General features: G+C 69.5%; 16 protein-coding genes and 1 pseudogene. 10 read left to right on the top strand and 7 right to left on the bottom strand.

Translation table 11 applies throughout. From position 1 onward, the window contains the following. Positions 1-6 precede the first annotated feature (6 nt). The 3 genes from P3T34_RS19265 to P3T34_RS19255 form a co-directional block, all read right to left on the bottom strand. Positions 7-930 carry an NADP-dependent oxidoreductase gene (locus P3T34_RS19265; RefSeq protein WP_280667273.1) on the bottom strand — a complete coding sequence of 308 codons (924 nt, stop codon included), beginning with the start codon at positions 928-930 and terminating at the stop codon, positions 7-9. 160 nt (positions 931-1,090) lie between these two features. After that, a complete protein-coding gene (locus P3T34_RS19260) occupies positions 1,091-1,885 on the bottom strand; it encodes an ABC transporter permease (RefSeq protein WP_280667272.1) in 795 nt (264 codons plus the stop codon). Continuing rightward, positions 1,882-2,883 (bottom strand): ATP-binding cassette domain-containing protein, encoded by a 1,002-nt coding sequence (locus P3T34_RS19255; RefSeq protein WP_280667271.1) that lies wholly within the window; start codon positions 2,881-2,883, stop codon positions 1,882-1,884. Before P3T34_RS19255 ends, P3T34_RS19260 begins: the two co-directional genes overlap by 4 nt. A 76-nt stretch (positions 2,884-2,959) precedes the next feature. On the opposite strand from P3T34_RS19255, the gene P3T34_RS19250 reads away from it, so the two are divergent. After that, positions 2,960-3,478, top strand: a complete 519-nt coding sequence (locus P3T34_RS19250; protein ID WP_280667270.1) for a MerR family transcriptional regulator — start codon at positions 2,960-2,962, stop codon at positions 3,476-3,478. A gap of 55 nt (positions 3,479-3,533) precedes the next feature. Further along, the gene (locus P3T34_RS19245; protein WP_280667269.1) at positions 3,534-3,701 is read left to right on the top strand and encodes a hypothetical protein; all 168 of its coding nucleotides are present in this window, start codon (positions 3,534-3,536) and stop codon (positions 3,699-3,701) included. 54 nt (positions 3,702-3,755) lie between these two features. On the opposite strand, the gene P3T34_RS19240 is transcribed toward P3T34_RS19245, so the two are convergent. Together P3T34_RS19240 and P3T34_RS19235 are read right to left on the bottom strand one after the other, a co-directional pair. After that, entirely contained in the window at positions 3,756-4,973 is a 1,218-nt protein-coding gene (locus P3T34_RS19240; RefSeq protein WP_280667268.1) for an arylsulfotransferase family protein, read from the bottom strand. Positions 4,974-5,541: 568 nt separating this feature from the next. Further along, complete coding sequence (locus tag P3T34_RS19235; RefSeq protein ID WP_280667267.1) at positions 5,542-6,378, bottom strand: LAETG motif-containing sortase-dependent surface protein; 837 nt, start codon at positions 6,376-6,378, stop codon at positions 5,542-5,544. A 411-nt stretch (positions 6,379-6,789) separates the two neighbouring features. Here P3T34_RS19235 and P3T34_RS19230 point away from each other — a divergent pair, with 411 nt between their 5' ends. From P3T34_RS19230 to P3T34_RS19205, 6 genes are all read left to right on the top strand, one after another. Continuing rightward, entirely contained in the window at positions 6,790-9,285 is a 2,496-nt protein-coding gene (locus tag P3T34_RS19230; protein ID WP_280667266.1) for a PKD domain-containing protein, read from the top strand. A 176-nt stretch (positions 9,286-9,461) separates the two neighbouring features. Continuing rightward, positions 9,462-11,987 (top strand): right-handed parallel beta-helix repeat-containing protein, encoded by a 2,526-nt coding sequence (locus tag P3T34_RS19225; RefSeq protein WP_280667265.1) that lies wholly within the window; start codon positions 9,462-9,464, stop codon positions 11,985-11,987. Between the two features lie 215 nt (positions 11,988-12,202). After that, positions 12,203-14,701, top strand: a complete 2,499-nt coding sequence (locus P3T34_RS19220) for a PKD domain-containing protein (protein WP_280667264.1) — start codon at positions 12,203-12,205, stop codon at positions 14,699-14,701. A gap of 242 nt (positions 14,702-14,943) precedes the next feature. Beyond that, a complete protein-coding gene (locus tag P3T34_RS19215; protein ID WP_280667263.1) occupies positions 14,944-16,446 on the top strand; it encodes an alpha/beta hydrolase in 1,503 nt (500 codons plus the stop codon). A 72-nt stretch (positions 16,447-16,518) separates the two neighbouring features. Beyond that, on the top strand, positions 16,519-19,197 hold the full coding sequence (locus P3T34_RS19210; RefSeq protein WP_280667262.1) for a right-handed parallel beta-helix repeat-containing protein: 2,679 nt from the start codon (positions 16,519-16,521) through the stop codon (positions 19,195-19,197). A gap of 176 nt (positions 19,198-19,373) precedes the next feature. After that, a complete protein-coding gene (locus tag P3T34_RS19205; RefSeq protein WP_280667261.1) occupies positions 19,374-20,600 on the top strand; it encodes a SpoIIE family protein phosphatase in 1,227 nt (408 codons plus the stop codon). Here P3T34_RS19205 and P3T34_RS19200 read toward each other — a convergent pair whose 3' ends face one another. Continuing rightward, complete coding sequence (locus tag P3T34_RS19200; protein ID WP_280667260.1) at positions 20,601-21,011, bottom strand: SRPBCC family protein; 411 nt, start codon at positions 21,009-21,011, stop codon at positions 20,601-20,603. A gap of 122 nt (positions 21,012-21,133) precedes the next feature. On the opposite strand from P3T34_RS19200, the gene P3T34_RS19195 reads away from it, so the two are divergent. Next, positions 21,134-21,952: an AraC family transcriptional regulator gene (locus tag P3T34_RS19195; RefSeq protein ID WP_280667259.1), complete on the top strand. Its 819-nt coding sequence runs from the start codon at positions 21,134-21,136 to the stop codon at positions 21,950-21,952. 49 nt (positions 21,953-22,001) lie between these two features. On the opposite strand, the gene P3T34_RS39930 is transcribed toward P3T34_RS19195, so the two are convergent. Further along, a complete protein-coding gene (locus P3T34_RS39930; RefSeq protein ID WP_348534671.1) occupies positions 22,002-25,088 on the bottom strand; it encodes an ATP-binding cassette domain-containing protein in 3,087 nt (1,028 codons plus the stop codon). A gap of 133 nt (positions 25,089-25,221) precedes the next feature. On the opposite strand from P3T34_RS39930, the pseudogene P3T34_RS39925 reads away from it, so the two are divergent. Beyond that, a pseudogene (locus tag P3T34_RS39925) lies at positions 25,222-26,007 on the top strand (histidine kinase dimerization/phosphoacceptor domain-containing protein); the annotation flags it as partial. Between the last annotated feature and the right edge of the window lie 133 nt (positions 26,008-26,140).

Raw genomic sequence — 26,140 nt, 5'->3', positions numbered from 1 at the left:
GCCGGTTCACAGCGTCAGGACGATCTTGCCCTGGGTGCGGCCGGTCCCGAGCAGCTCGTGGGCCTTGGCGACCTCGGCCAGCGGGAACGTCTCGGTGACGTGCGGACGGATCCGGCCGGCCTCGACCAGCGCCGTGATCGCCTCCAGCGAGGCGTAGTCCGGCTCGACCGAGATGCCCGCGAAGCGCCGTCCGGCCGCCTCGGTGGCGGCCGCGAGCTCCGGGTTGCCGTGCTCCAGGATGCTGACCAGCACGCCGCCCGGCCGCAGCACGCTGAGCGAGCGCCGGCCGTCGGCGTTGGAGTCGAAGACCACGTCGAGGTCGTGCAGGACCTCGGTGAAGTCGGTGGTCCGGTAGTCGATCACCTCGTCGGCGCCGAGACCGCGGACGAACTCGTGCTTGCCCGCGCTCGCCAGCGCGATCACGTGCGCCCCACGGGACTTGGCGATCTGCACGGCGAGGTGGCCGACGCCGCCGCCCGCACGGTGGATCAGCACCCGCTGCCCCTCGGCGAGTCGGGCCGCGTCCACCAGGCCCTGCCAGGCGGTGAGCGCCGCGAGCGGCAGGGCGGCGGCGTGCACGTGGTCGAGCGAGGCGGGCTTGCGGGCCACCTGGCGCGACGGGGTCGCGACGTACTCGGCGTAGCCGCCGGCGGCGCGCGGGAAGAACGGCATCCCGTAGACCTCGTCGCCGACCGCGAACCTGGCTCCCGGACCGGCCTCCTCGACCACGCCGGAGATGTCCCAGCCGAGGCTGAACGGCGGCTCGCCCAGCAGCGGGAAGGCTCCCGAACGGACCGCCGCGTCCACCGGGTTGAGTGCACTGGCGTGCACCCGGACGAGCACCTCGCCGGAGCGCGGCGCCGGGCGCGGGGCATCGACGACCTGCAGTACCTCGGGGCCGCCGAACGAGTTCTGGGTGACAGCGCGCATGGGAGTCTCCTGTGTTCCTGTGATGTGTCCTTCGGGCTGATGGCTCCAACTTAGGGAGGGTGAGCGAGACGCAGAATGGCCTGCCGTCTCGGTTTCATGTCCGATCGTCTCGCGGGTGAGTGTTGGGGTACTTCTAGGGCGCCTGTAGGGCCTGTCCTAGCTAGTGGGCGCGGTTGTGGCGGAAGCCGGCGCGGGAGCAGAGGTAGCCCGTCAGGCCGAGGGCCAGGCACCAGGCGAGGGCGAGGACGGCGTTGTGGCCGATCGGGGTGCCGGTCAGCAGGCCTCGGATCGTCTCGATGACGGGGGTGAACGGCTGGTACTCGGCGAACTGGCGGACACCGGGGGGCATCGAGCCGGCCGGGGCGAAGGCGCTACCGATGAACGGGAGGAAGATGATCGGCAGCGGGCTGTTGCTGGCCGCCTCGGGCGTGCCCGAGACCAACCCGATCGCCACCGCGAGCCAGGTCAGGGCGAAGGCCAGCAGCATGAGCAGTCCGGCGGCGGCGGCCCAGGCGGCGAGATGGGCGGTGGGCCGGAAGCCCAGGACCAGCGCGGCGGCGATCACCGACGCCGTGCTCACCACGGTGGTGATCATGCTGTTGATGACGTGCGCGGTCAGGATGGAGCCTCGGGCGATCGGCATGGTGCGGAACCGGTCGACGATGCCCTCGGTCATGTCCGCACAGACCGCCACCGCGGTGGCCATGCTGCCCGACGCCACCGCCGTGATGATGATCCCGGGCGCGATGTAGTCGATGTAGCCGCCCCCGTGGTGCCCGCCCGCCGCCGCGATCCCGGCGCCCAGCGTCTTGCCGAGGACTCCGACGAAGAGCAGCAGCATGATCACCGGGCCGAAGACGGACCCGGTCGTCATGGCGGGATAGCGCAACGTGTGGCGCAGGTTGCGCCGGAGCATCGTGGCCGTGTCGGTCAGGGCGTAGGTCTTGGCGCTCATGCGGAGATCTCCTTGTCAGTGGCGGGGTTGCTGCGGTTGCCGGTCAGGGCGAGGAAGACGTCGTCCAGGTCCGGGGTGTGCACGGAAAGCTCCTCGACGCTGATGGCCTCGCTCCTGAGCCGGTCGAGGAGGGACTGCAGGGACAACACGCCACCGTCGCTCGGGAGTTGCAGGGTCAGCGCGTCGTCGTCGCGGGAGGTCGCGTCGAGGACGCGGGCGGCCGCCTCCAGGTGCGGCGCGTCGGCGAACCGCAGCCGGATGTGGCCGCCGGGGATGAGGCGCTTGAGTTCGGCCGCAGTCCCTTCGGCCACCAGCCGGCCCTGGTCCAACACGGCGATCCGGTCCGCGAGTTGGTCGGCCTCCTCCAGGTACTGCGTGGTCAGGAAGATCGCGACCCCGTCGGCGACCAGCCCGCGGATGATCTCCCACAGGTCGCGGCGGCTGCGCGGGTCCAGGCCGGTGGTCGGCTCGTCGAGGAAGATCAGGTCCGGGTCGGCGATCAGGGTCATCGCCAGGTCGAGTCGGCGCCGCATGCCGCCGGAGTAAGTCGAGATGGGCTTCTTCGCGGCCGCGACCAGGTCGAAGCGCTCCAGCAGCGCGTCGGCGCGGCGGCGGCCTTCGGCCCGTCCCAGGTGGTGCAGATCCGCCATCAGGATCAGGTTCTCCCGGCCGGTCAGCAGGCCGTCGACGGCCGAGAACTGCCCGGTGACCCCGATCGAGGCCCGCACCCCGCCGGGGTCGCGCGCCAGATCGTGGCCGACCACCTGCGCCTGGCCGCCGTCGGCGTCGATCAGTGTCGAGAGGATCTGCACCGTGGTGGTCTTGCCGGCTCCGTTCGGACCGAGCAAGGCGAAGACCGTACCCGCGGCGACGGTCAGATCGAGGCCGTCCAGCACGAGGTGGTCGCCGTAGGACTTGCGCAAGCTGGTCGCACTGATCGCCACGGGCCGGGCGGAGGCGGGCTCGGTAGCCTGGTGGTGCGTTGTCGTCGTGTTCATGGGTAGAGCGTCCGACCCTGACGCAGGGTCAAGGTCAAAGCGGGCGGTTCCGCACAGTTCCGGGGGAGCACAGTTGTTGACGATCGGCCAGGTCGCGACCTATCTGGGAGTGACGGTGCGGGCCATCCGCCACTACCACCAGCGGGGCCTGCTGCCCGAGCCGGAGCGCGACGTCTCGGGGTACCGGCGCTATGGGGCCGACGCGCTCGTCACGCTGGTGCGGATCAGGACCCTGTCGGATGCCGGCGTCCCGCTGGCGCGGATCGAGGAGCTGATGGGTGCCTCGCCCGAGCGGTTCGCCGGGGCGGTCGCAGCGATCGACGCCGACCTGAAGGAGCAGATCAGGGACCTGCGCAGGCGCCGGAGTCGGATCGCCGAACTCTCCTCCGGCGACCGGCTGTTCCTGCCGGAGGAGGTCGTGGCCCTGCTCGGTCGGCTGCGGGAGATCGGAGCCAGCCCGGAGACGGTGCGCACCGAGCGCGACACCTGGATCCTGCTGGTGGCGCAGTACGCGCGACCAGGTACCGCAGTGGGCGCTGGAGAAGCGGGAGCTGTTCGAGGACCCCGCCTTCCAGCGGCTGTACCTGACCTGTGATCAGGCCGCCGGTTGGGAGCGGGACGACCCGCGCCTGGAGGGGCTCGCGGACGAGGTGAACGGCTTCGGTGGACTCCAGGCGCCGCAGTCGGAGGGGACCGAGCCGATCCTGGCGATCGACGCCCTGGTCGCCGTCACGCTCATGGCGGCCCAGAGCGGCCGACCGGTGCCTGCTTTGGAGCGGTTGATCGAACTGTGCCGGAGCCGGGCGAAGGCTGGCTGAGGCACAGTTCGGGTGAGGCGGCGGCCGGGTGAGGCGGATGCCGACTGGGGTTGGCTACTTCCAGGGGAAGCGGTAGGCGCGGTAGGTGTTCACCCCGGCGGGGAACTCGGCGTTGAACAGCAGCTCGCCGGACCGGTTGAACTCGGAGACGTAGGGCAGCGATCCCCAGCCGACGACCTGGTCGCCGTTGCGCAGCGTCTGCGCGTTCCCCTGCGACGAGGCGCTGAGGTTCGCGGGCTGGTCGGTGGAACGCACCAGGGTCGCCTCGTGCGTCCTGGTGTTCAGGCGCACCGTGACCACCCGGCTGTAGGGCAGCTCGGTGACGGCGCCGGATCCCGTGTTGGCGGCACCTGCGGACTCGTTGTCGAAGAAGGTGTAGAGGCCGTTGCCGAGCGGCTGCGGGTCGTGCTGCCAGGCGAAGATCTCCCCGGCGCTGTCCAGCACCTGGCCGGGGGCGGCCGTCAGCTTGAACGAGCTGTCCTTGCCGCCGAGTTGCCACTGGATCCGGCCGGTGTGCCGCGACACCTGGTACGTGGTCCAGGTGTTCCGCGCGTCCAGCAGCAGGCTCCCGTCGGTGTCCAGCTTGACGGCGTTGAGGTGGAACCAGTCCCACGGCGTGGTCGCCGAGGCCGGTAGCGGTTGCTCGCTCTGCGCGTACGGCACGTGATCGGCGCTGTTCCACTCGAAGAGCACCTTGCCGGTGCGGATGTCGACCTCCTGCACGATTCCGTCGATCACCTTCTGATCGGCCGGGCCGCCGATCGAGGTGAGGTCGGCGGTGGCCTCGGCGTAGGAGAGCACGAGCGCGGTGTTCTGCGGCGTGATCAGGAACTCGTGGCCGTCGGCGGAGTACCCGTTACCGGCCTTGACCTCGGCGATCTGCTGGTAGTGGGAGTTGAAGATGTAGTCGACGCCGCTGGACAGCCCGCCCAGACCGGTGCCCTGCCACCAGGTCAGCACCGGCTTGCCCTGGTAGGTCTGCTCCCGGAAGTCGGCGGCCCCCTGTCCGGCTGGCACCGCGTGCGACCAGACGGTCTGCCTGCCGTCCTGGCTGAGGATCTCCACGCCGCTGGCGTACTGGCTCGTCTGGGCGGACGGCGAGACGAAGATGTCCCCGCCGCTGGTCCCCGCCTTGTCGGTCAGGACGGTTATCGGCGGCAGCGGCGGGTTGCCTGGTGTGGACGCGGAGGCGCTGGCTGCCGGGAGGCCGGCCGCGAAGGTTGCGGTTGTCGCCACGGCCAGCGTGCGTGCGGTCCAGGTGTTCTTTCGCATGGTGGTCCTTCGTGAGCTCGAAGCCGAAGCCGAAGCCGAAGCGAGTCGGCGAGATGTGTGGATGGCGGCGTGCGCGACCGGGTCGCCCGCTGCCCGCTGCCCGCCGGGTGCGGGTGCGGGTGCGGAGGCGACGGGATGCGTCAACTGCGGTTGTGTGAAAGGAGAGTGGCGCCGCACACGACCCACGACCTGCCGTCAGTGCTGCTCGGACGGATCAGGTCGGCGGCGAGGACGCCGCGCGCGGTCCGGGCAGGCCGGTCAGATGGGGTGGGACTCCTGCGAGGTGTGGACTCTCAGCAAGAGCGACAGGCGGCAGAGCAGACTCGCTGGAGGTCGATGTGACCGCGAGTTGTCAGGGCGACGGCGTGCTGCTGCATGTCGGCGAAGTTAGCCGGGCTCCGAACGGAGCGTCAACGCGCGTCCGCATGCTGAGCAGAGGTGCTGCTCGCGCCGAAGATCGCGCATTGGGGGGTGATGCATGGGGGGTGGTGCACGGGGCGATGTGCGACGCCCCGTGCACCTATCTCAACTGACGGGGCTTGACGGTCAGTTGGGATCGGCGGTGAGGTCAGGCCGCAGGGTCGGCCTTGCGGCGACGGGCGAACGTCAGCGCACCGGCGCCGGTGGCCACGAGCACGGCGCCAGCGGCTCCGAGCAGCGGCGTGGTGGAGGACAGGCCGGTGTACGCGAGAGCCTTGGAGGTGGTGTTCGACGCGTCAACGGCCGTGCCGGTGCTGCTCGGTGCGGGCTTGGGTGCGGGCGTGGACGTGCCGGTCGCGGCGATCACCGGCACCACCGTGGTGCTGGTCGGGGTGCTCTGCGTCGTCGGGCTGGGGGTGGCCGTGGCTGCGGCGGCCTTGGCGTCGGCGAGCGCCTTGTCCGCGGCGTTCTTGGCGGCCAGCGCGACCTTCACCGCGTCCTGCAGCAAGGAGAGCTTCCTGGTGGCGGCGACCCGCGCATCCTCGACCGCCACGTTGGCGGCGCCGGCGGCGGCCGCGGCGGCGGTGTCGGTGTCCGCAGCCGTCTTGGCGGTGGCCCGGAGCACCGCGAGCGCCCGCAGTCCGGCTGCCCGCTGGTCGTCGGTCATGCCGGCCTGGCCGGCGTCGAATGCTGCGCTCGCGTCGCTGACCGCCTTGTCCGCGGCGGCCTTCGCATCTGCGGCGACCTTCGCGGCGGCTGCGGCAGAATCCGCCCTCTCCTTGAACGGAGCGGGGTCGGCGAGGTAGGCATCCAGCGCCTTGTTCGCGGCGGCCTCGGTGGCAACAGCGTCGTCGTACGACTTCTTCGCCTCAGCGGCCGCCTTCTCCAACTGCGCGATGGTGGGCGCGCCTTGGGACTGCGAGGTGGTCTCGGCCGACGCGGGAGTGACGGAGAGCATGGCGGCGGGCGCGAGTACCGCAGCCATGACGGCCGTCGCGAGAGTACGACGGATATTCAAGTGAATCCCCCATGGATCGAAAAGAGAAGTAAGGTGCAGGCAAAAGTTTGCACCTGATAGATCAAAGGATCATATAAGCATGGGGATTCGGGAGGCGCCCCTTGGTTTCCTCGACGCCGTCGCGGGCTGCCGCCCTGGCATCTCGCGCGGGCGGGCCGATCTTCCTGCTGACCGCCTGTCCTGACCTGCGGTGGAGCGTATTCGCCTGATTTGGACCGGTAGGGCCCGTCAATTCGACTGCCGTGTTCGGCCGTTCTGGTACCCAGGGCGCGGTGGGCTGGTGGGGCTTGTGGATACTGGGTTGTGCGGTGCTGGTTGATCGGACATCCTCCCGATTCGGGGTACCGCCAGCGCTTGCTCGTTCTTGGGGGATCAATCGTGCCAGTACGTCGTCATGTCGGCCTTGCCGCGGCGATCGTGAGTTCCACCATTCTCGGATCGGCGTTGCCGGCGTTTGTCGCGCAGGCCGATCCGACCACGCTGTACGTCAACAACACGTACGACGCGGGGTGTTCCGACGGTGGTACGGGCACGCAGGCGAAGCCGTTCTGCACCGTGCAGGCGGCGGCGAACGCCGCTCAGCCTGGCCAGACCGTGCAGATCGCCCCGAACACCACCTATCCGGAGCAGGTCACCGTCACCCACTCCGGAGCTCCGGGCAACCCCATCACCTTCCAGGGCGGCCCGAACTTCAGGGATCCTTCGAGCACGATCGGTGCCCCCTCTGGCAGTGCCAACGCGCAGACCATGCCGCACGCGTTCGTGCTGTCCGGCGTGCACGACGTCACGGTGACGGGCCTGAACCTCCAGGCGCCTCAGGAGGGGGTCCTCGCCTCGGGCTCCGACCGGATCACCGTGGACGGAAACTACCTCCGAGGTGCCGGAACCGGGGTCACTCCCGGCACCCCGGGCATCCGGCTCACCGGGAAGACCACGGCGTCCACGGTCAGCCGCAACACCATCGGTATGGGCGGCGCCGGGGTCGTGATCGACGCCGGCGTCTCTGGCGCGGTCGTCACGACCAACCAGATCGTGTCCGATGGTGTGGGCGTCGCGGTCACCGATGCCCCGGGCACCGTGGTGACCAGTAACACGGTCGTCGCGGGTTGCAACACCGCTGTCGCGCTCGTCGGGAGCTCGGCGAACTCCACGATCGAGAACAACATCGCCGAACCCAACAGCTCCCCGTGTACTGGGCAGCCCGATGTGGCGGTCTCGGCTGCCTCGGTCAGCGGAACCAAGGTGGACTACAACCTGGTGTCCAAGGCGTTGAACAGCGTGAACTACGCATGGGGCGATGCGACTTACACGTCGCCGGCCGCGTTTGCCGCTGCGACCGGCCAGGGCAGCCACGATATCGCCACCGCTCAGCCTTCCAGTGGTGCAGCGGTTGACTCGGCCGATGCCACGGCGCCCGGCGAACTGGCCACCGACATGCATGGCCACCCGCGGGTTGATGACCCGCAGGTCCCCAATACTGGTACCGGCGTGGGTTATTACGACCGGGGGGCAACCGAGCTCCAGGATCCGGTTTCGGCGACTGTCTGGGCGCAACCGAGCCATGCCGTTGGGCATCCGCTGGACGCCGACATCCTGGTGTCGGTGAACAACGCCTGGGGGCCGGTCACCGGGACACTGGACTTCGGGGACGGAAGCCCGAAGGCGACGCCGGCGAGCGGTTCGGCCCCGCTGACGCACACCTACCCGGCCCCCGGCACCTACCCTCTCTTGCTCACCGTCACTGACGGCACCGCCATCCGGACGGCCACCTACACGGTCACGGTCGGGGCCATTACGGCCGCTGTTTCGGCATCGCAGACCGGCTGGTCGGTGCCCACGGCGACGTTCAGCGAGAGCGCGACGAGTCCTTGGCCGGTTGCCAAGTCCGTGCTGGACTTCGGCGACGGCTCGCCGCAGGCGGTGAACTCCGGGCCGTTGTCCCCGGCCCCGTTTACGCACGCGTACCCCGCGCCCGGGAAATACACGGCGACGCTGACCGTCACCGATGACCACGGGCGTTCGGCGACCTCGTCGCAGGACGTGCGGCTGGACGCCTTGCTGCCGCTGAATCGCATGATCGAGATGGTGCAGTTCGGGCAGTTGACGGAGGTCTACAGCACCGGTGCGGGCTGGTACGCCAATGACATCACCGCGCCCAACCTGGCCCCCGTGAGCGCGCTGGACTTCACCTACAGCAAGTCGGGTGCGCGGGTGATCGAGGCCATTGAGGGTGGTGTGCTGCATGAGATCTACTCGGCGGCGGACGGTTGGCACGACGGTGCGATCCCGGGTGCCGGCACGAACGTCACCGCGCTGAGCGTCTCCTACAACTCGTCGGGTGGGCGGGTGATCGAGGTGAGCGAGAGTGGTGTGCTGCATGAGATCTACTCGGCGCCGGACGGTTGGCACGACGGTGTGATCCCGAGTGCCGCGCCGAACGTCACCGCGCTGAGCTTCTCGTACAACAGGTCGGGCGGGCGGGTGATCGAGGCCAGCGAGGGTGGTGTGCTGCATGAGGTCTACTCGGCGGCGGACGGTTGGCACGACAGCGCGATCCAGGGTGTCGCGCCGAACGTCTCGGCACTGAGCTTCTCGTACAACACGTCGGGCGGGCGGGTGATCGAGGCCAGCGAGGGTGGTGTGCTGCATGAGATCTACTCGGCGCCGGACGGCTGGCACGACAGCGCGATTCCTGGCGCCGGAACCGACATCAGGAGCCTCTCGTTCAAGATCCGGCCGACCGGTGACCGCGTCATCGAAGCCATCGAGAGCACCACGCTGCACGAGATCTATACCGACGGTGGCACCTGGCGCGATTCGCCCACGCCGATCACCGGGGCCAACACGACGAGCGCCTCGCTCGCCCTGCGCTGACGTATGTAACGCCGGCAGGATCACCCCTCGTGGGTGGTCCTGCCGTGCCGTTCCCGTACCCGGGGCGCGGTGGGCGGGCGGGGCTTGTGGATACTGGCTTGCGCGGTGCTGGTTGATCGGACATCCTCCGCTTTGGGGGTACCACCAGTGCTTTTCTCGTTCTTGGGGGATCAATCGTGCCAGTACGTCGTCATGTCGGCCTTGCCGCGGCGATCGTCAGCTCCGCCATTCTCGGATCGGCGCTGCCGGCGTTCGTGGTGCAGGCCGATCCGACCACGCTCTACGTCAACAACACTCCCACCACGCCTTGCACCGACGGTGGTACGGGTACGCAGGCGCGGCCGTTCTGTACCGTGCAGGCGGCGGCGAACGCCGCGCAGCCCGGTCAGACCGTGCAGATCGCCCCGGGCAACTATCAGGAGCAGGTCACTGTCACCCACTCTGGAACTCCGGGCCACCCGATCACCTTCCAGGGCAGCCAGTACGCCTACGACAAGACGTCTACGAGCACGATCGGTGTCTTTGGCAACAGTGGCGATGCGCAGACCCTGCCACACGCCTTCGTGCTGTCCGGCGTGCACGACGTCACGGTGACGGATCTGGAGCTCCGGGCGCAGCAGGAGGCGGTCCTCGTCTCGGACTCCGACCGGATCATCGTGAATGGAAACACCCTTGATTCGCTCTTGTACGGGGTCACTCCCAGCGCCCCGGGCATCCGGCTCACCGGGAAGACCACGGCGTCCACGGTCAGCCGCAACACCATCTACCTGGGCGTCTCCGGCGTAGCGGTCGACGCCGGCGTCACCGGTGCGGTCGTCACGACCAACCTGATCTCGTCCGGAGGTGCGGGCGTCACGGTCACCGATGCCCCGGGCACCGCGGTGACCAGCAACACGATCGATGCTAGTTGCAGTACCTCGGTCGTGCTCGCCGGGAACTCGGCGAACTCCACGATCGAGAACAACATTGCCGTAGCCGGTACCTCCCAGTGTGCTGCCCAGCCCGATCTTGTGGTCTCGGCTGCCTCGGTCAGCGGAACCAGGGTGGACTACAACCTGGTGTCCCAGGCGTCGGGCAAGGTGAACTACGCATGGGCCGACGCCACTTACACGTCGCCGGCCGCGTTTGCCGCTGCGACCGGCCAGGGCAGCCACGACATCGCCAGCGCTTCTCGGTACCCCAACATTCCTGCAGCGATTGACTCGGCCGATGCCACGGCGCCCGGCGAACTGGCCACTGACATGTACGGCAACCCTCGGGTCGACGACCCGTTGGTCGCCAACACCGGTACCGGCGTGGGTTACTACGACCGCGGGGCATTCGAGCTCCAGGATCCGGTGTGGGCGACCATCACGGGGCAACCGACCCTGGCCACCGGACATCCGCTGGACGCGGCCGTCCAAGTGGCGGTGAACAACGCCTCCTGGGGGCCGGTCACCGGGACGGTGGACTTCGGGGACGGCAGCCCGAAGGCGACGTCGGTGACCGGTTCGACCCAGCTGACGCACACCTACCCGGGCCCCGGCACCTACACCCTCTCGCTCACCATCGCCGACGGTACCGCCACCCGGACGGCCACCGGAACGGTCACCATCCAGCCGCTCTGGCCCCTCGCGGCCTCCGTCTCGGCGTGGCAGCCCGACTGGTCCGTGCCCCGTGAGCAGATCACCGAGGCCGTGGGGAGTCCTTGGCCTGTTACCAAGTTCGTGGTGGACTTCGGTGACGGCTCGCCGAAGGTGGAGAACTCCGGGCCGTTGGCCCCGGCTCCCTTCATGCACACGTACCCCGGGCTGGGGACGTACACGGCGACGCTGACCGTCACCGACGACCACGGCCGGTCGGTGACCACGTCACAACCCGTGCGGGTGGGCGTTCTGCTGCCACTGAACCGCACGATCGAGACGGCGTACAACGGGTCGCTGATGGAGGCCTCCAGCGACAGCCTGGGCTGGCACCAAGGCAGCGGCTCCAGCCAGTTCTTCGGGGCGGGGCCCGTAAGCGCGATGGACTTCTCCTTCAGTCCGTCGGGTGGGCGGGTGATTGAGGCGATCGAGGGTGGCGTGCTGCACGAGATCTACTCGGCTCCGGACCGTTGGCACGACACTGCGATTCAGGGTGTCGGTGCGAACGCCACCGCGTTGAGCTTCTCGTACAGTCCGTCGGGTGGGCGGGTGATTGAGGCGATCGAGGGTGGCGTGCTGCACGAGATCTACTCGGCTCCGGACGGGTGGCACGACGGTGCGATTCAGGGTGTCGCGCCGAATGCCACCGCGTTGAGCTTCTCGTACAGTCCGTCGGGTGGGCGGGTGATTGAGGCGATCGAGGGTGGCGTGCTGCACGAGATCTACTCGGCTCCGGACGGGTGGCACGACGGTGCGATTCAGGGTGTCGCGCCGAATGCCACCGCGTTGAGCTTCTCGTACAGTCCGTCGGGTGGGCGGGTGATCGAGGCGGTTGAGAACGGTGTGCTGCACGAGGTCTACTCGGCTGCGGACGGGTGGCACGATGCCGTTGTTCCCGGCGCAGGTGCCGGCATCAAGAGCCTGTCGCTCAAGTTCCGGCCGACCGGTGACCGTGTCATCGAAGCCGTCGAGAACGACAGCATGGCGCACGAGATCTACACCAACGCGGGCACCTGGCGTGACTCGATCACGCCGATCGACTTGGGTTTCCTCACGAGCGTCTCGCTCGGCCTGCGCTGACGCACCGTCCCACCGGCAGGGCCGCCCTTCGGGGTGGCCCTGCCGTGCCGTTGCCGTACCCGGGGCGCGGTGGGCGGGCGGGGCTTGTGGATACTGGCTTGCGCGGCGCTGGTTGATCGGACATCCTCCCGCTTTGGGGGTACCACCAGCGCTTGCTCGTTCTTGGGGGATCAATCGTGCCAGTACGTCGTCATGTCGGCCTTGCCGCGGCGATCGTGAGTTCCACCATTCTCGGATCGGCGTTGCCGGGGTTTGTCGCGCAGGCCGATCCGACCACGCTCTACGTCAACAACGCCTCACCCTCGGGCTGCTCCGACGCCGGTACGGGCACGCAGGCGAAGCCGTTCTGTACCGTGCAGGCGGCGGCGAACGCCGCGCAGCCCGGCCAGACCGTGCAGATCGCCCGGAACACCACGTACCTGGAGCAGGTCACTGTCACCCACTCCGGAACTCCGGGCCACCCCATCACCTTCCGGGGCAGCCCGGACGTCGCGAGTCCTTCTGGCATGATCGGTGTCCCCGCCAGTAGTCCTGATGCGCAGACGATTCCGCACGCATTCGTGCTCTCCGGCGTCCACGACGTCACGGTGACGGGCCTCAACCTCCAGGCGTCGCAGGAGGCGGTCCTCGTCTCGGGCTCCGACCGGATCACCATGGACGGAAACACCCTTTGGTCGGCCGGAGGTGGGGGCACTCCTGGTGTCCCGAGCATCCGGCTCACCGGGAAGACCACGGCGTCCACGGTCAGCCGCAACACCTTCTACCGCGCCGCCGCCTACATCCTGGACGACACCCTCGTCTCCGGCGTCGCGGTCGATGCCGGCGTCACCGGCGCGGTCGTCACGACCAACCTGATCTTGTCCGGAGGTACGGGCGTCACGGTCACCGATGCCCCAGGCACCGTGGTGACCAGCAACACGCTGGGCGTGGGTTGCAACATGACTGCTCTTGTGATCGCCGGGAGCTCGGCGAACTCCACGATCGAGAACAACATCGCGACCTCCCCCATCTCCACGTGTGCCGGACAGCCTGATCTGGTGGTCTCGGCTGCCTCGGTCAGCGGAACCAAGGTGGACTACAACCTCGTGTCCCAGGTGTCGGGCAAGGTGAACTACGCCTGGGGCGATGCCACTTACACGTCGCCGGCCGCCTTTACCGCTGCCACCGGCCAGGGCAGCCACGACATCGCCAGCGCTAACACTTCGAGCAATGGTGGGTGGGTTGACTCGGCTGATGCCACGGCGCCCGGCGAGCTGGCCACCGATCTCTACGGCAACCCGCGTGTCGATGACCCGCAGGTCGCCAACACGGGTACCGGCGTGGGTTACTACGACCGCGGGGCAGTCGAGTTCCAGGATCCGCTTGGGCCGAGTGTCTCGGCGCAACTGAGCTATGCCGTTGGGCATCCGCTGGACGCGGCCGTCCAGGTGGGGGTGGGCAGCGCCTGGGGGCCGGTCACTGGGACGCTGGACTTCGGGGACGGAAGTCCGAAGGTGTCGTCGGTGACGGGTGTGGTGACGCACACCTACCCGGGCCCCGGCACCTACACCCTCTCGCTCACCGTCACCGACGGTATGGTCACCCGGACGGCCACCAGCAGGTTCACTGTCCAGCCGGTCTGGCCCATCACGGCCGCTTTCGGGGGATGGCAGACCGACTGGTCAGTGCCCACGGAGACGTTCAGCGAGAGCGCGACGAGTCCTTGGCCCGTTGCCAAGTTTGTGCTGGACTTCGGTGACGGCTCGCCGAAGGCAGTGAACTCCGGGCCGTTGTCCCCGAACCCGTTCACACACACGTACCCGGGGCCGGGGACGTACACAGCGACCCTGACCGTCACCGATGACCACGGCCGTTCGTCGACCACGACGGAGAAGGTGCCGGTGGGCGTCTTGCTACCGCTGAACCGCACGATCGAGACGGTGCAGAACGGGCGGCTGACGGAGATCTACAACGACAACCTGGGCTGGCACACCAACGCCATCACCGCCAGCAACAAGCTGATCCCCGCGAGCACGCTGGACTTCACCTACACCCCGTCGGGTGCGCGGGTGATCGAGGCGGTGGAGAACGGTGTGCTGCATGAGGTCTACTCAGCGGCGGACGGTTGGCACGACGGCGCGATCCAGGGTGCCGGTGCGAATGCGACCGCGCTGAGCTTCTCACTCAGCCCGTCGGGTGGGCGGGTGATCGAGGCGATCGAGGGTGGTGTGCTGCACGAGATCTACTCCGCGGCGGATGGTTGGCATGACAATGCGATCCAGGGTGTCGCGCCGAACGTCTCGGCGATGAGCTTCTCGTTCAGCCCGTCGGGTGGGCGGGTGATCGAGGCGATCGAGGGTGGTGTGCTGCACGAGGTCTACTCCGCGGCGGATGGTTGGCATGACAATGCGATCCAGGGTGTCGCGCCGAACGCTTCGGCCCTGAGCTTCTCGTACAACAAGTCGGGTGGGCGGGTGATCGAGGCGATCGAGGGTGGTGTCCTGCATGAGGTCTACTCCGCGGCGGATGGTTGGCACGACGCCGTTGTTCCCGGTGCCGGTGCCGGCATCAAGAGCCTGTCGCTCAAGTTCCGGCCGACCGGTGACCGTGTCATCGAAGCTGTCGAGAACGACAGCACGGTGCACGAGATCTACACCAACGCGGGCACCTGGAGCGACTCGCCCACACCGATCAACTCGGGCAACCTGACGAGCGTCTCGCTCGCCCTGCACTGACGCATCGTCCCACCGGCAGGGCCGCCCTTCGGGGTGGCCCTGCCGTGCTGTTTCCACCCGGAGGCACCCAGGGCGCCGCCCACTCGGGTCAGTCGGCAGGACGGGCGACCTGGGCGTCCGGTGACAGGACTTGAATCTCCCGCAGGGGGAGTTCCTACCGTCAGGTGACCGCGGAAGGCTCGGCGGGGCCGATCGTGCGGGCAACGCGTGCAAGGCGCACAAGACGGTAGAAGGAGGCAGCGATGACGGCGTTCGTACTGGTGTCGGGCAGCTATACCGGCGGCTGGATATGGCGGGAAGTGGCCGCACGGCTGCGGGAGTCGGGAGCCGAGGTGCACGCGGTCACGCTCACCGGCATGGGCGACCGCCGCCACCTGGCGGGACCGGACACGGAACTGGAGACGCATATCGAGGACCTGGTGCAGGTGATCGACCACCTGGAGGCCCCGGAGGTGGTGATCGTCGGCCACGACTACGGCATCCACCCGGTGCTGGGCGCCGCCGATCGGCGCCCGGACCGGGTCGCGCGGATCGTCTACCTGGATTCGGGCCTCCCCCTGGACGGTGAGTCGGTGCTCGACCTGCTGCCCGATCCGGCGGTGCGCGAACGGCTGGTGCAGCGGGCCGAGTTCGGCTGGCGGATCGCCCCGCCGTCGCTCGACGAGTGGCCGCTCTGGGGCAGTACCGCCGGCGTCCCGGCAGACGCGCTGGCACGGCTGGTCCGGCTGGCCACGCCGCAGCCGCTGGGTACGCTCACCCAGCCGCTGCGGCTGTCGGGGGCGCTCGCCCGGATACCGACCTCCGGCATCCTCTGCACGGCCAACGGGTCGAGCATCGCCATGGTCAAGATCGTGGTCCGCATGGGGGACCCGCGCTACAAGGCGCTCACCGACCCCCGGGTGGGCTTCTTCGAGCTTGAGACCGGCCACTGGCCGATGCTCTCCGCCCCCGACGAGTTGGCCGAGGTACTGATTCGAGCCGCCGCGGGGGAAGGTCAGCGGGTGCCCGCAGCCGTGCGGGACCAGTCCGTACAGCCGCTGCCCTTCCTGCTGGACGTGCCGGAGCAGCGCCGTGAGCGGGTGGGACAGGTCGACCTCTATCTGCCGGCGGACACCGACGGCCCGCGCCCGGCGGTGGTGTTCGTGCATGGCGGCCCGTTTGCCGCCGACCTGGAGCCCAAGCCGCGGGACTGGCCGACCTTTGTCGGCTACGGCCAGTACGCGGCGAGTCTGGGCGTGGTCGGTGTGACGGTGGATCACCGGCTGCACGGTCTGGGCGACTACGGGCGCGCCGCCGAGGACGTCGCCGCAGCCGTCGAGCTCGCACGAGCCGATCCGCGCGTCGACGGGGACCGCGTGGCCCTGTGGTTCTTCTCCGGCGGCGGGCTGTTGTCGGCGCACTGGCTCGCGGCGCCCCCGGCGTGGCTGCGGTGTGTGGCGGCGAGCTACCCCGTGCTCGCGCCGCCGCCGAGCTGGGGGCTCGGGGAGTCCCCGTTCCACCCTGCGGCTGCGGTGGGCGGTGCGGGGGAGCTGCCGATCGTGGTGACCCGCGTGGGACTGGAGGTCGCGGAAATCGCGGTGACGGTCGAGCAGTTCCTGGCCGCCGCCGACGACTGCAAGGCCGATGTCGAGGTGATCGACGTGCCGCTCGGCCACCACGGCTTCGAGTCGATCGACCACACCGACGAGGCGCGCCAGGCGGTGGAGCGCGCGGTGCGATCCGTACTGGGCCACCTGCAGGGCTGAGCCCGTCGCCGGCGTTCCCGGCGTCGTCGATAGCGGCGATGGCCCCGGCCGGTCCTCCCGGTCGGGGCCATCGTGCCGTTCTGGTACCCGGGGCGCGGCGGCCGGGCGGGGCTGAGGATACTGGCTTGCGCGGCACTGGTTGATCGGACATCCTCCCGCTTTGGGGGTACCACCAGCGCTTTTCTCGTTCTTGGGGGATCAATCGTGCCAGTACGTCGTCATGTCGGCCTTGCCGCGGCGATCGTCAGTTCCGCCATTCTCGGGTCGGCGCTGCCGGCGTTCGTCGCGCAGGCCGATCCGACCACGCTTTACGTCAACAACGGCTCCGCTGCGGGCTGCTGGAACGGCGGTCCGGGTACGCAGGCGGAGCCTTTCTGCACTGTGCAGGAGGCGGCGAACGCCGCACAGCCCGGTCAGACCGTGCTGATCGCCCCGAACACCTACTATTCGGAGCAGGTCACCGTCACCCACTCCGGAACTCCGGGCCACCCCATCACCTTCCAGGGCAGCCCGAACGAGACGGTTCGGCCGGGCACGATCGGTGTCAACCCCTACGGCGGTATCACCGAGCTGACCAGGCTGCACGCTTTCGTGTTCTCCGGCGTGCACGACGTCACGGTGACGGGCCTCGACCTCCAGGCGCCGCAGGAGGCGGTCCTTGTCTCGGACTCCGACCGGATCACCGTGGACGGAAACGGCCTTGCGGCGGTCGGTGACGGGCTCGCTCCCTACCCCCCGGGCATCCGGCTCACCGGGAGGACCACGGCTTCCACGGTCAGCCGCAACAGCATGAACCTGGCCGGCTCCGGCGTAGTGGTCGACGCCGGCGTTACCGGCACGGTCGTCACGACCAACCGGATCGAGTCCGGGGACGTCCCGCCGGGAAGTGGTGAAAGTGCGGGCGTCACGGTCACCGATGCCCCGGGCACCGTGGTGACCAGCAACTCGTTCAGCGCCATTTGCGGTACTGCTGTTGTGCTCGCCGGGAGCTCGGCGAACTCCACGATCGAGAACAACATCGCCGTACCCCTATTCACCCCGTGTCTCGCGCAGCCCGATCTGGCGGTATCGGCTTCCTCGGTCACCGGGACCAGGGTGGACTACAACGTGGTGTTCCAGGCGCCGGGCAAGGTGGACTACGCATGGGGCGACGCCACTTACACGTCGCCGGCCGCGTTTGCCGCTGCCACCGGCCAGGGCAATCACGACATCGCCAGCGCTAAGCGAAATTACGCTGGCGCCGTGCCTGCAGCGACTGACTCGGCCGATGCCACGGCGCCCGGCGAGCTGGCCACGGACATCAACGGCCACCCGCGGGTCGACGACCCGCTGGTCGCCAACACCGGTACCGGCGTGGGCTACTACGACCGCGGGGCAACCGAGTTCCAGAACCCGCTTGGGGCGTCTGTCAACCCGACATCGACCCAGGTCGTTGGGCATCCGCTGGACGCGGACCTTGCGGTGTGGGTGGGCAATGGTTGGGGGCCGGTCACTGGGACGCTGGACTTTGGGGACGGCAGCCCGAAGGTGACGCCGGCGATCGGTTCGTCCCAGCTGACGCACACCTTCCCGGGCCCCGGCACCTACACCCTCTCGGTCACCGTCACCGACGGTCTGATCACCCGGACAGCCACCAGCGCGGTCATGATCCAGCCGGTCGGGCCCATCACGCCCGCTGTCTCGGCATCGCAGACCGACTGGTCGGTGCCCACGGAGACGCTCAGCGAGAGTGCGGGGAGTCCTTGGCCCGTTGCCAAGTCCGTGCTGGACTTCGGTGACGGCTCGCCGCAGGCGGTGAACTCCGGGCCGTTGTCATTGGCTCCGTTCACGCACACGTACCCGGGGCCGGGGACGTACACGGCGACGCTGACCGTCACCGACGACCACGGCCGTTCGGCGACCACGAAACAGGCTGTGCCGGTAGGCGTCCTGCTACCGCTGAACCGCACGATTGAGACGGTGCAGAACGGGCAACTGACGGAGATCTACAACGACAACCTGGGCTGGCACACCAATGCCATCACCACCTTCAACTTCCCGATATCCGCAAGCACGCTGGACTTCGCCTACACGCCGTCGGGTGCGCGGGTGATCGAGGCGGTTGATTACGGTGTGCTGAACGAGCTCTACTCGGCGCCGGACGGTTGGCACGACGCCATGGTCCCCGGCGTCGGCGCGAACGTCTCGGCGCTGAGCTTCTCGTTCAGTCCGTCGGGTGGGCGGGTGATCGAGGCGATCGAGGGTGGTGTGCTGCATGAGATCTACTCGGCGCCGGGTGGTTGGCACGACGGTGCGATTCAGGGTGTCGCTTCGAATGCCACCGCGTTGAGCTTCTCGTTCAGTCCGTCGGGTGGGCGGGTGATCGAGGCGATCGAGGGTGGTGTGCTGCATGAGATCTACTCGGCGCCCGACGGCTGGCACGACAACGCCATCCAGGGTGTCGCGTCGAACGCCACCGCGATGAGCTTCGCCTACAACGCCTCCGGACAGCGGGTGATCGAGGCCGTCGAGGGCGGTGTGCTGCACGAGATCCACTCGGCAGCGGACGGTTGGCACGACGCCGTTGTCCCCGGCGCCGGCACTGGTATCAAGAGCCTCTCGGTCAAGATCCGGCCCACCGGTGACCGTGTCATCGAAGCCGTCGAGAACAACACGCTGCACGAGATCTACACCAACGCGGGCACCTGGTACGACTCGCCCACGCCGATCACTGAGGGCAACCCGACGAGCGTCTCGCTCGCCCTGCACTGACACACGCACCATCCCACCGGCAGGACCACCCCCCGCGGTGGTCCTGCCGTGCTGTTTCCGCTGGTCAGCGGCATCCAGCCGTCCACCCACGGCGCCTCTCGTCCGGCGGCCTCCCCGCTCCTGCTCCTATCGTTGAACCACATGACTGTTGTGGCGCACGGTGAGGCGGGCGGAGCATGAAAGGCGCGGACATCGACTACGCGGCCGTGTTTCGGACGCTGCCCGGCATGGTGGCTCTGCTGACCCCCGAGCTGGTGTACGTGGACGTCAACGAGGAGTACGCGCGCGTGTCGGGCCGTACACGTGAGCAGCTGGTCGGCCGGTACCTCTTCGACGTGTTCCCCGACAACCCGAACGACGCCACGGCGACCGGTGTGCGCAATCTGCGCGCGTCGCTCATGCGGGTGCTGGAGACCGGGGAGCGCGACGCCATGGCGCTGCAGCGCTACGACGTCGAGTCCCTGGAGCGGCCGGGCACCTGGACGGAGCGGTACTGGAGTCCGGTGAACGCTCCCGTGCTCGGGACCGACGGCCGGGTGGTCCTGCTCGTGAACCGGGTGGAGGAGGTGACCGAGCTCATCAAGGCCCGCGGTGGCTCGGACGGCAGCCGGGGTCGGGTGCTGGAGGCCGAGCTCTACACGCGGGCCCGCGAGCTCCAGGAGGTCAACGAGCGGCTGCGGCAGGCCCACGCCCGGGAACGTGAGGTGGCGCTCGCCCTGCAGGAGGCGATGCTGCCGGCCCCGAGCCCGGTCGGCCACCACCGGGCCGCCGTGCGCTACCGGCCCGCCGTAAGCGCGCTGAACGTGTGCGGCGACTGGTACGACCTGGTCGACCTGCCCGGTGACCGCATCGGGGTCGCCGTGGGCGACGTCGTGGGCCACGGCCTCAGGGCCGCCTGCGTCATGGGCTTGCTGCGCAGCGCGTTGAGCGCGGCCTCACGCGTCGCCGACGGTCCCGCCCAGGCGCTGGAGGTTCTCGGCCTGTACGCACGTTCGGTCGACGGCGCCGAGAGCACCACGGCGGTGGAGACCCACATCGACTGGGACACCCACAGGATCACATACAGCAGTGCAGGCCATCCCCCGCCCGCGCTGCTGCACACCGACGGCACCGTCGAGTTCCTGGACCAGGCCACCGATCCCCCACTCGGTGCCCGCCCCGAACCCGTCCCCCGTCCGGAGGCAGCCGTCGCGTTCGGTGAAGGCGACACCCTCGTGCTCTACACCGACGGGTTGGTCGAACGCCGCAGTGAGGACATCGACACCGGCCTCGCCCGCCTCGCCGACTCCCTCAGCCGCCATCGCGGGCTCCCGCAGGAACCCCTCGCCGACGCCCTCCTGCACGACCTCCTGCCGATTTCCGGCGCGACCGACGACACCGCGCTGGTCATCGTCCGGCTCTGATCACGCCGTGGCTTCGCGGTCCAGCGTGCGCTTGATCACGCGGATCCCCTGGTCGACCATCTCGGCGATGGGCTCGGCGAGGTCGTCGGGTGCCACGTCGGTGATCCAGACGAAGCGACTGCGGCCCTCGGCGTCGGCGAAGACCTGCATGGACGCGTGGTGGTGCCTGGGCTCCAGGGCGCCGCCGACCACCGCGTAGGCGATCCGCCGGGCCTGGTCGTCGATGTCGACGATCAGCTCGTGCACCACGATGCCGCTCGCGAACGTCACGATCCTGATGTCGCCCTCGACGCGGGTGTCGGTGACGAAGCCCGGCGCCAGGCGTCGGTGCACCTCGCCGAAGTCCCGAAGGGCGGCCCAGACGTTGTCGGGGGAGTCATCGATCTGGATGTCGCGGTGGATGGATGCCATGGGTCGGTCTCCTGTCTGTGCGGGAACGGTCCTTCGCACCTCGCCAGCGTGCTCCCGGCGGCAGGCCCCCGTCTTGAACATCCTTGCGCGGCTTGTCAGACCCGCCGCGTAGCGTTCGCAGGGTGCTCACCGCCGTTCCTGTCGCCACCCGTCCCGACTTCGGCATCAGCTCGGTGACCTGCCGCGACGACCACGCTCGCTGGTCGGCGCCGGAGGTCCGCGACGACTACCGCGTGGTGCTCGTGCGCCGGGGCCGCTTCCGCAGGAGGGCCGCCGGCGTGCCCGCCGACCTCGACGCGACGCTGGCCTATGTGGGGGCCCCGGGGGAGGAGGAGGCTTTCGCTCACCCCGCCGGCGGCGACGTCTGCACGGCGATCAGCGTGACGCCGAAGCTGTGGCGTTCACTGGCCGGGGAGATCGCGGGGCCGGCCGTGCAGACGGTCTACGTCGACCCGTACCTGGACCTGACCCACCGCCGCCTCCTCGCCGCTGCCGCGTCGGGGGATGTCGACTACGCGCTATCGGAGGAGCTGCTGGCTCTGCTGTCGACCGCCATCGGCCGGACCACAACCAGCCGGACACCGATCGCCGCAGCGGGCGCCCGACAGGCCCAGCGGGACCTCGTGGCAGCCGCCCGCGAGGCGATCACCGAAGGAGACCCGGCCGCGGACACGCTGTTCTCCCTGGCCGAGTTGCTCGGCGTCTCTCCCTACCGGCTGAGCCGGGCGTTCCCGCACGAGCTCGGTGTGTCGGTGACCCGCTACCGCCACCGCGTCCGTATCGGCAGGGCCCTCGACCGCCTGGAGGCCGGCGAGCAGAGCCTCAGCACCCTCGCCGCCGACCTCGGTTACGCCGACCAGGCCCATCTGACCCGGACCATGCGCCAGTACCTGGGCCACCCGCCGACGGCGGTACGACGGCTCCTGGCGTCCGCATCCTGACCGCACCCCGACCGCATCCTGACCGCACCCTGACCGCACCCCGACCCCGCTACTCCGTCCGCAGCACCTCCGCCACGGGTGCCCGCGCCGCGCCCCGGGCCGGTAGGTAGGCCCCCAGGGCGGCGATCACCGAGCCCGAGAGCGCCAGCAGCACCACCGTCGGCCAATTCCACACGTCCATCAGCGAGTTGGGCAGATCGAGCCCGGTGTCATGTCCGGTGATCGGGATGATGATCCGGTGCGCGAGCATCCCGAGCGGGGCGCCGACGATCCCGCCGACCGCTCCGAGCGCCACCACGGAGGTCACCACCATGGCGATCACCTGGCGCGGCGTCATGCCGATCGACTTGAGCATCCCCAGATCCTTGCGCCGCTCGCGGGTGTTGAGCAGCACCGTGTTGAACACCCCGAGGCTCGCGACGACGATCAGCATCACGGTGAGCGTCGAGACCACGCTGATGATGACCTTCTCGATGGTGCCGGACGCGTCGTTCACCGTCGCGTTCAGCCCCCGGTCCGCGTGCGCGACCTCGGTGGCGTAGGCCTGCGGGTCGGTGCCCTTGGCGAGTTGGACGGCGAAGGTCTGGGCGCGCTTGACCGGGCTGAGCGGGACGAACCGCTTCCAGTCCAGCGTCGTCACGTCCCAGCCTTCGGTGCTCTCGCCGACGACCTTCTCCGGTTGCGGCCCCTCGCTCGAGTCCAGCGTGATCGTGTCGCCGAGCGACACCTGGTGCTGGTGCCAGAACGCCGACGAGACCACCACCTCGTTCGTTCCCTCGACCCAGCGTCCCCGGACGAGATCCGGATGCAGCTGCGCCGTGTCGCCGCTCTCGGCGCCCACCCGGACGATCCCCGACGAGCCCGTCAGCCGGGTTTCCAGCGCGGTCTCGGCGTACACGTGCGCGGTGCCGGGCAGCGAGCGCAGCAGCGCGAAGAGCTGGTCGTCGGAGCGGGTCGGGCCGGGAGGATTCCACTTCGGGTCGTTGAGGCCGATGTTCACCTGGATCTTGTCGGTCTGGTTCTGCAGCTGCCCGAACTTGCCGACCGTGGCGGAGATGCCGAGCGCCATCGTCACCGTCATGACGCCGAGCACGACGGTCGACAGGGTCAGGGCGGTGCGACCCGGCCGGGCGAACGGCCAGCCCAGGCCCAGGCTCACCGGGCGCGGCAGGCGTGATCCGCCGAGCCCGCGCTGGACCGCCAGTCCGCGTCCGGTCCGCTGGGCGCCGCCCGCGCTGATGGCGACGGCGGCGGGCAGCCGGCGGGCGCGCATCGCCGGGACGAGCGCGGACAGCGCGACGAGTACCGGCATCCCGATCAGCACGACCGGATAGACCCACACCGGGACGGTCGCACTGTCCATGACCAGATCGCCGCCGAAGATGCCGTAGAACGCCTGGTGCACCAGCTTCCCGCCGACGAGAGCGCCGATCACCGAGCCGAGCACGCAGCCGATCACCGCGGGGAAGGTGACCATGGCGAGGTAGACCGCCGTCACCTGGTTCGGCGTGAACCCCAGCGCCTTGAGCACGCCGATGTGCCGGAACCCCGAGACCACCGCGCCGCTGACGACGTTGCCGACGATCAGGACCGAGACGATCAGGCCAAGCACCCCGAAGACCGTCAGGAACGGCACGTAGGTGTTCGGGCCCGAGGCGAGGTTCGCCTTGAGGGCCAGGTAGGAGCTGGTCCCCGTCAGGGCGTCGGACGGCAGGCCCATGGTGGCGGCGGCCAGGCCAGCCTTCAGCGCCGAGTCGGAGCCGGCGTCCTTGAAGCGGTACATCATCTGCAGCGAGTCCGCGTGCAGGGCCTGGGCCTGGTCGGGGGTGACCCAGCCGCCCGCGGACTGGCTGGCCGAGGAGGCGTAGCCGACGACCTGGAGCTTCACGCCGTCCGGTGTGACGACCTCGTGCTCGGAGGTGATCGCCATCGGACCGATGGACGACGGCTCGTTGATGACGATCTCGCCGGGACCGGTCGCCCAGCGGCCGGCGCTGACTTTGAGGGTGTCGACCGGGGTGTCCGGCCGGTCGCGCCCCACGACGGTGAACGCACCCGACAGTCCGGTCGGATGGTCGCCGGTCTCCGTCGGCGAGTGCAGCACGGCCTCGGGGTAGGGACCGGCGACGGCCTGGACGCCGGGGGCGTTCGCGGCCTGGGCGAGCTGCGCGGCGGTCGTCTTCGAGCTGTCGAACTCGGCGACGACATGGGCGCCGTGCGCGGCGTTGTAGGCCTGGTCGAAGGGGCTCGACACGGCCGCCAGCAGGCCCAGCGTGGCGATGGCCATCGCGCTGGACACCATGACGACCACGCCGAGGATGAAGGTCTGGAACCTGCGCCGCTTCACCGCCGCGCGCGAGGCCCGCCAGACGGCGCTCATCGGGTGAGCTCCGTTGCCATGGCGCAGTTCGCCGAGCTGTCCCGGGCGATGCGCCCGTCCGCGACCCTCGATGACCCGGCGTGCGCACCGAGCGGCGAGCCGCGGGTCGTGCGTGACGATCAGCAGCGTCTGGCCCAGCTCGTTCAGGTCCATGAGCAGCTGCATCACCTGGTCGCCGGAGCGGCTGTCCAGCGCGCCGGTCGGCTCGTCGGCCAGCAGCAGCGCCGGACGGTTCATCAAGGCCCGTGCGGTGGCCACCCGTTGGCGTTCACCGCCGGACAGCGAGGCCGGATAGATGTTCTTTCGGTCGGCGATGCCGAGGTCGCCCATCAGCTCCAGGGCGCGCTTGCGGGCGGCCGAGGCCTTCATGCCGACCAGCTGCCCGGACAGGGCGATGTTGTCCAGGGCCGGCAGGTCGTCCAGCAGGTTGAAGAACTGGAAGATCATGCCGATCCGGCGGCGGCGGAACAGCGCCAGGCCCTTCTCCCCGAGCTTGGTCAGATCCTCCCCGCCGACGACGACGGAACCGCCGGTCGGCCGGTCGAGCCCGGACACCATGTTCAGCAGCGTCGACTTCCCGGAGCCGGACGGCCCCATCACGGCGACCGACTCGCCCGCGCCGATCTCCAGCGAGACGCCGTCCAGAGCCGCGTAGTCCCCGAAGTCCTTGCGCACGTCCGTGAGTTGGACGACGACGTCCCGTTCCTCGCAACCGCTGGTGCTCGTCCTGTCCGTCATGTCCGTCGTGTTCGTCATGGGGAGAACACTGCCGATCACCGTGGCCCACCGGCATCGGACCGTCGTCCACACCCTGGGGCGGGCATACCGACCCAGGGTGTACACCCGCGGTCCGATGCCCCCCGGATGATCACCCGGCTACGATCCCCCCATGCCCACGACCCCGCACTCGTTGCCGTTGCTGCGGCGCGTGACGCCCGGCGGGTGGACGGCGCTCGCCTGGTGCGTGTCCACGCTGTACTCGTTCGTCGTCCAGATCCGCTGGCCGGGCGAGCAGTTGCAGCCGTGGGGCGAGAAGAGCGACCGTATCGAGCCGTTCGCGATGGGCGGCCGCGAGCAGGCGATGCTGCTGCTCGCGGCGGCCCTACTGGCCGGCGCCTGCCTGCTGCTGACCCGCCGGCCGCTGACCTCGACGACGATGCTGGTGCTCAGCGCGCTGGCCCTGACCAACGGCCCGCTGCACACGATCAGCATCGCGCCCGAGCAGTACCTGCCGGTCTGCCTCGGCCTCTGCTTTGTCGCCGCCGCCCGGGCGCGGCGCACCTCGCTGTTCGCCGCCGGGCTGGCGCTGGCCGGGCTGCTCGGCTACATCGGCACGCGGTTGGCGGTGGGACTGCGGGTGGGCACCTCGGTCGAGGCCGTCGTCCTGATGATGGTCGTGGTCGCCTGGGTGGTCGGGAACTCGCGACGCCAGGAACGCGAGAGCACCGAGCAGATGCGCACCCGGGTCGCCGAGCAGGCGGTGACGGCCGAGCGGCTGCGGATCGCCCGCGAGCTGCACGACATGGTCGCGCACAGCATCGGTGTGGTCGCGATCCAGGCCGGTGCGGCCAAGCGCGTCATCGAGACCCAACCGGAGGGCGCCCGCAGAGCGCTCGGCGTCATCGAGGACACCAGCCGGGAGACGCTCGCCGGGCTGCGGCGGATGCTCGGCGCCCTCCATGACGCCGAGTCGGGCAGCGCTCGGAAGCCGCTCGCCGGGCTTGAGGATGTCGACAAGCTGGTGGAGAACGTCCGCAATGCCGGTGTCCGGGTGGACGTCGAGTGGCGCGACGAGCGGCGGCCGCTGC

Source organism: Kitasatospora sp. MAP12-44, from assembly GCF_029892095.1.
GTDB lineage: Bacteria > Actinomycetota > Actinomycetes > Streptomycetales > Streptomycetaceae > Kitasatospora.
This window is presented reverse-complemented; position numbering and strand designations above follow the sequence as displayed.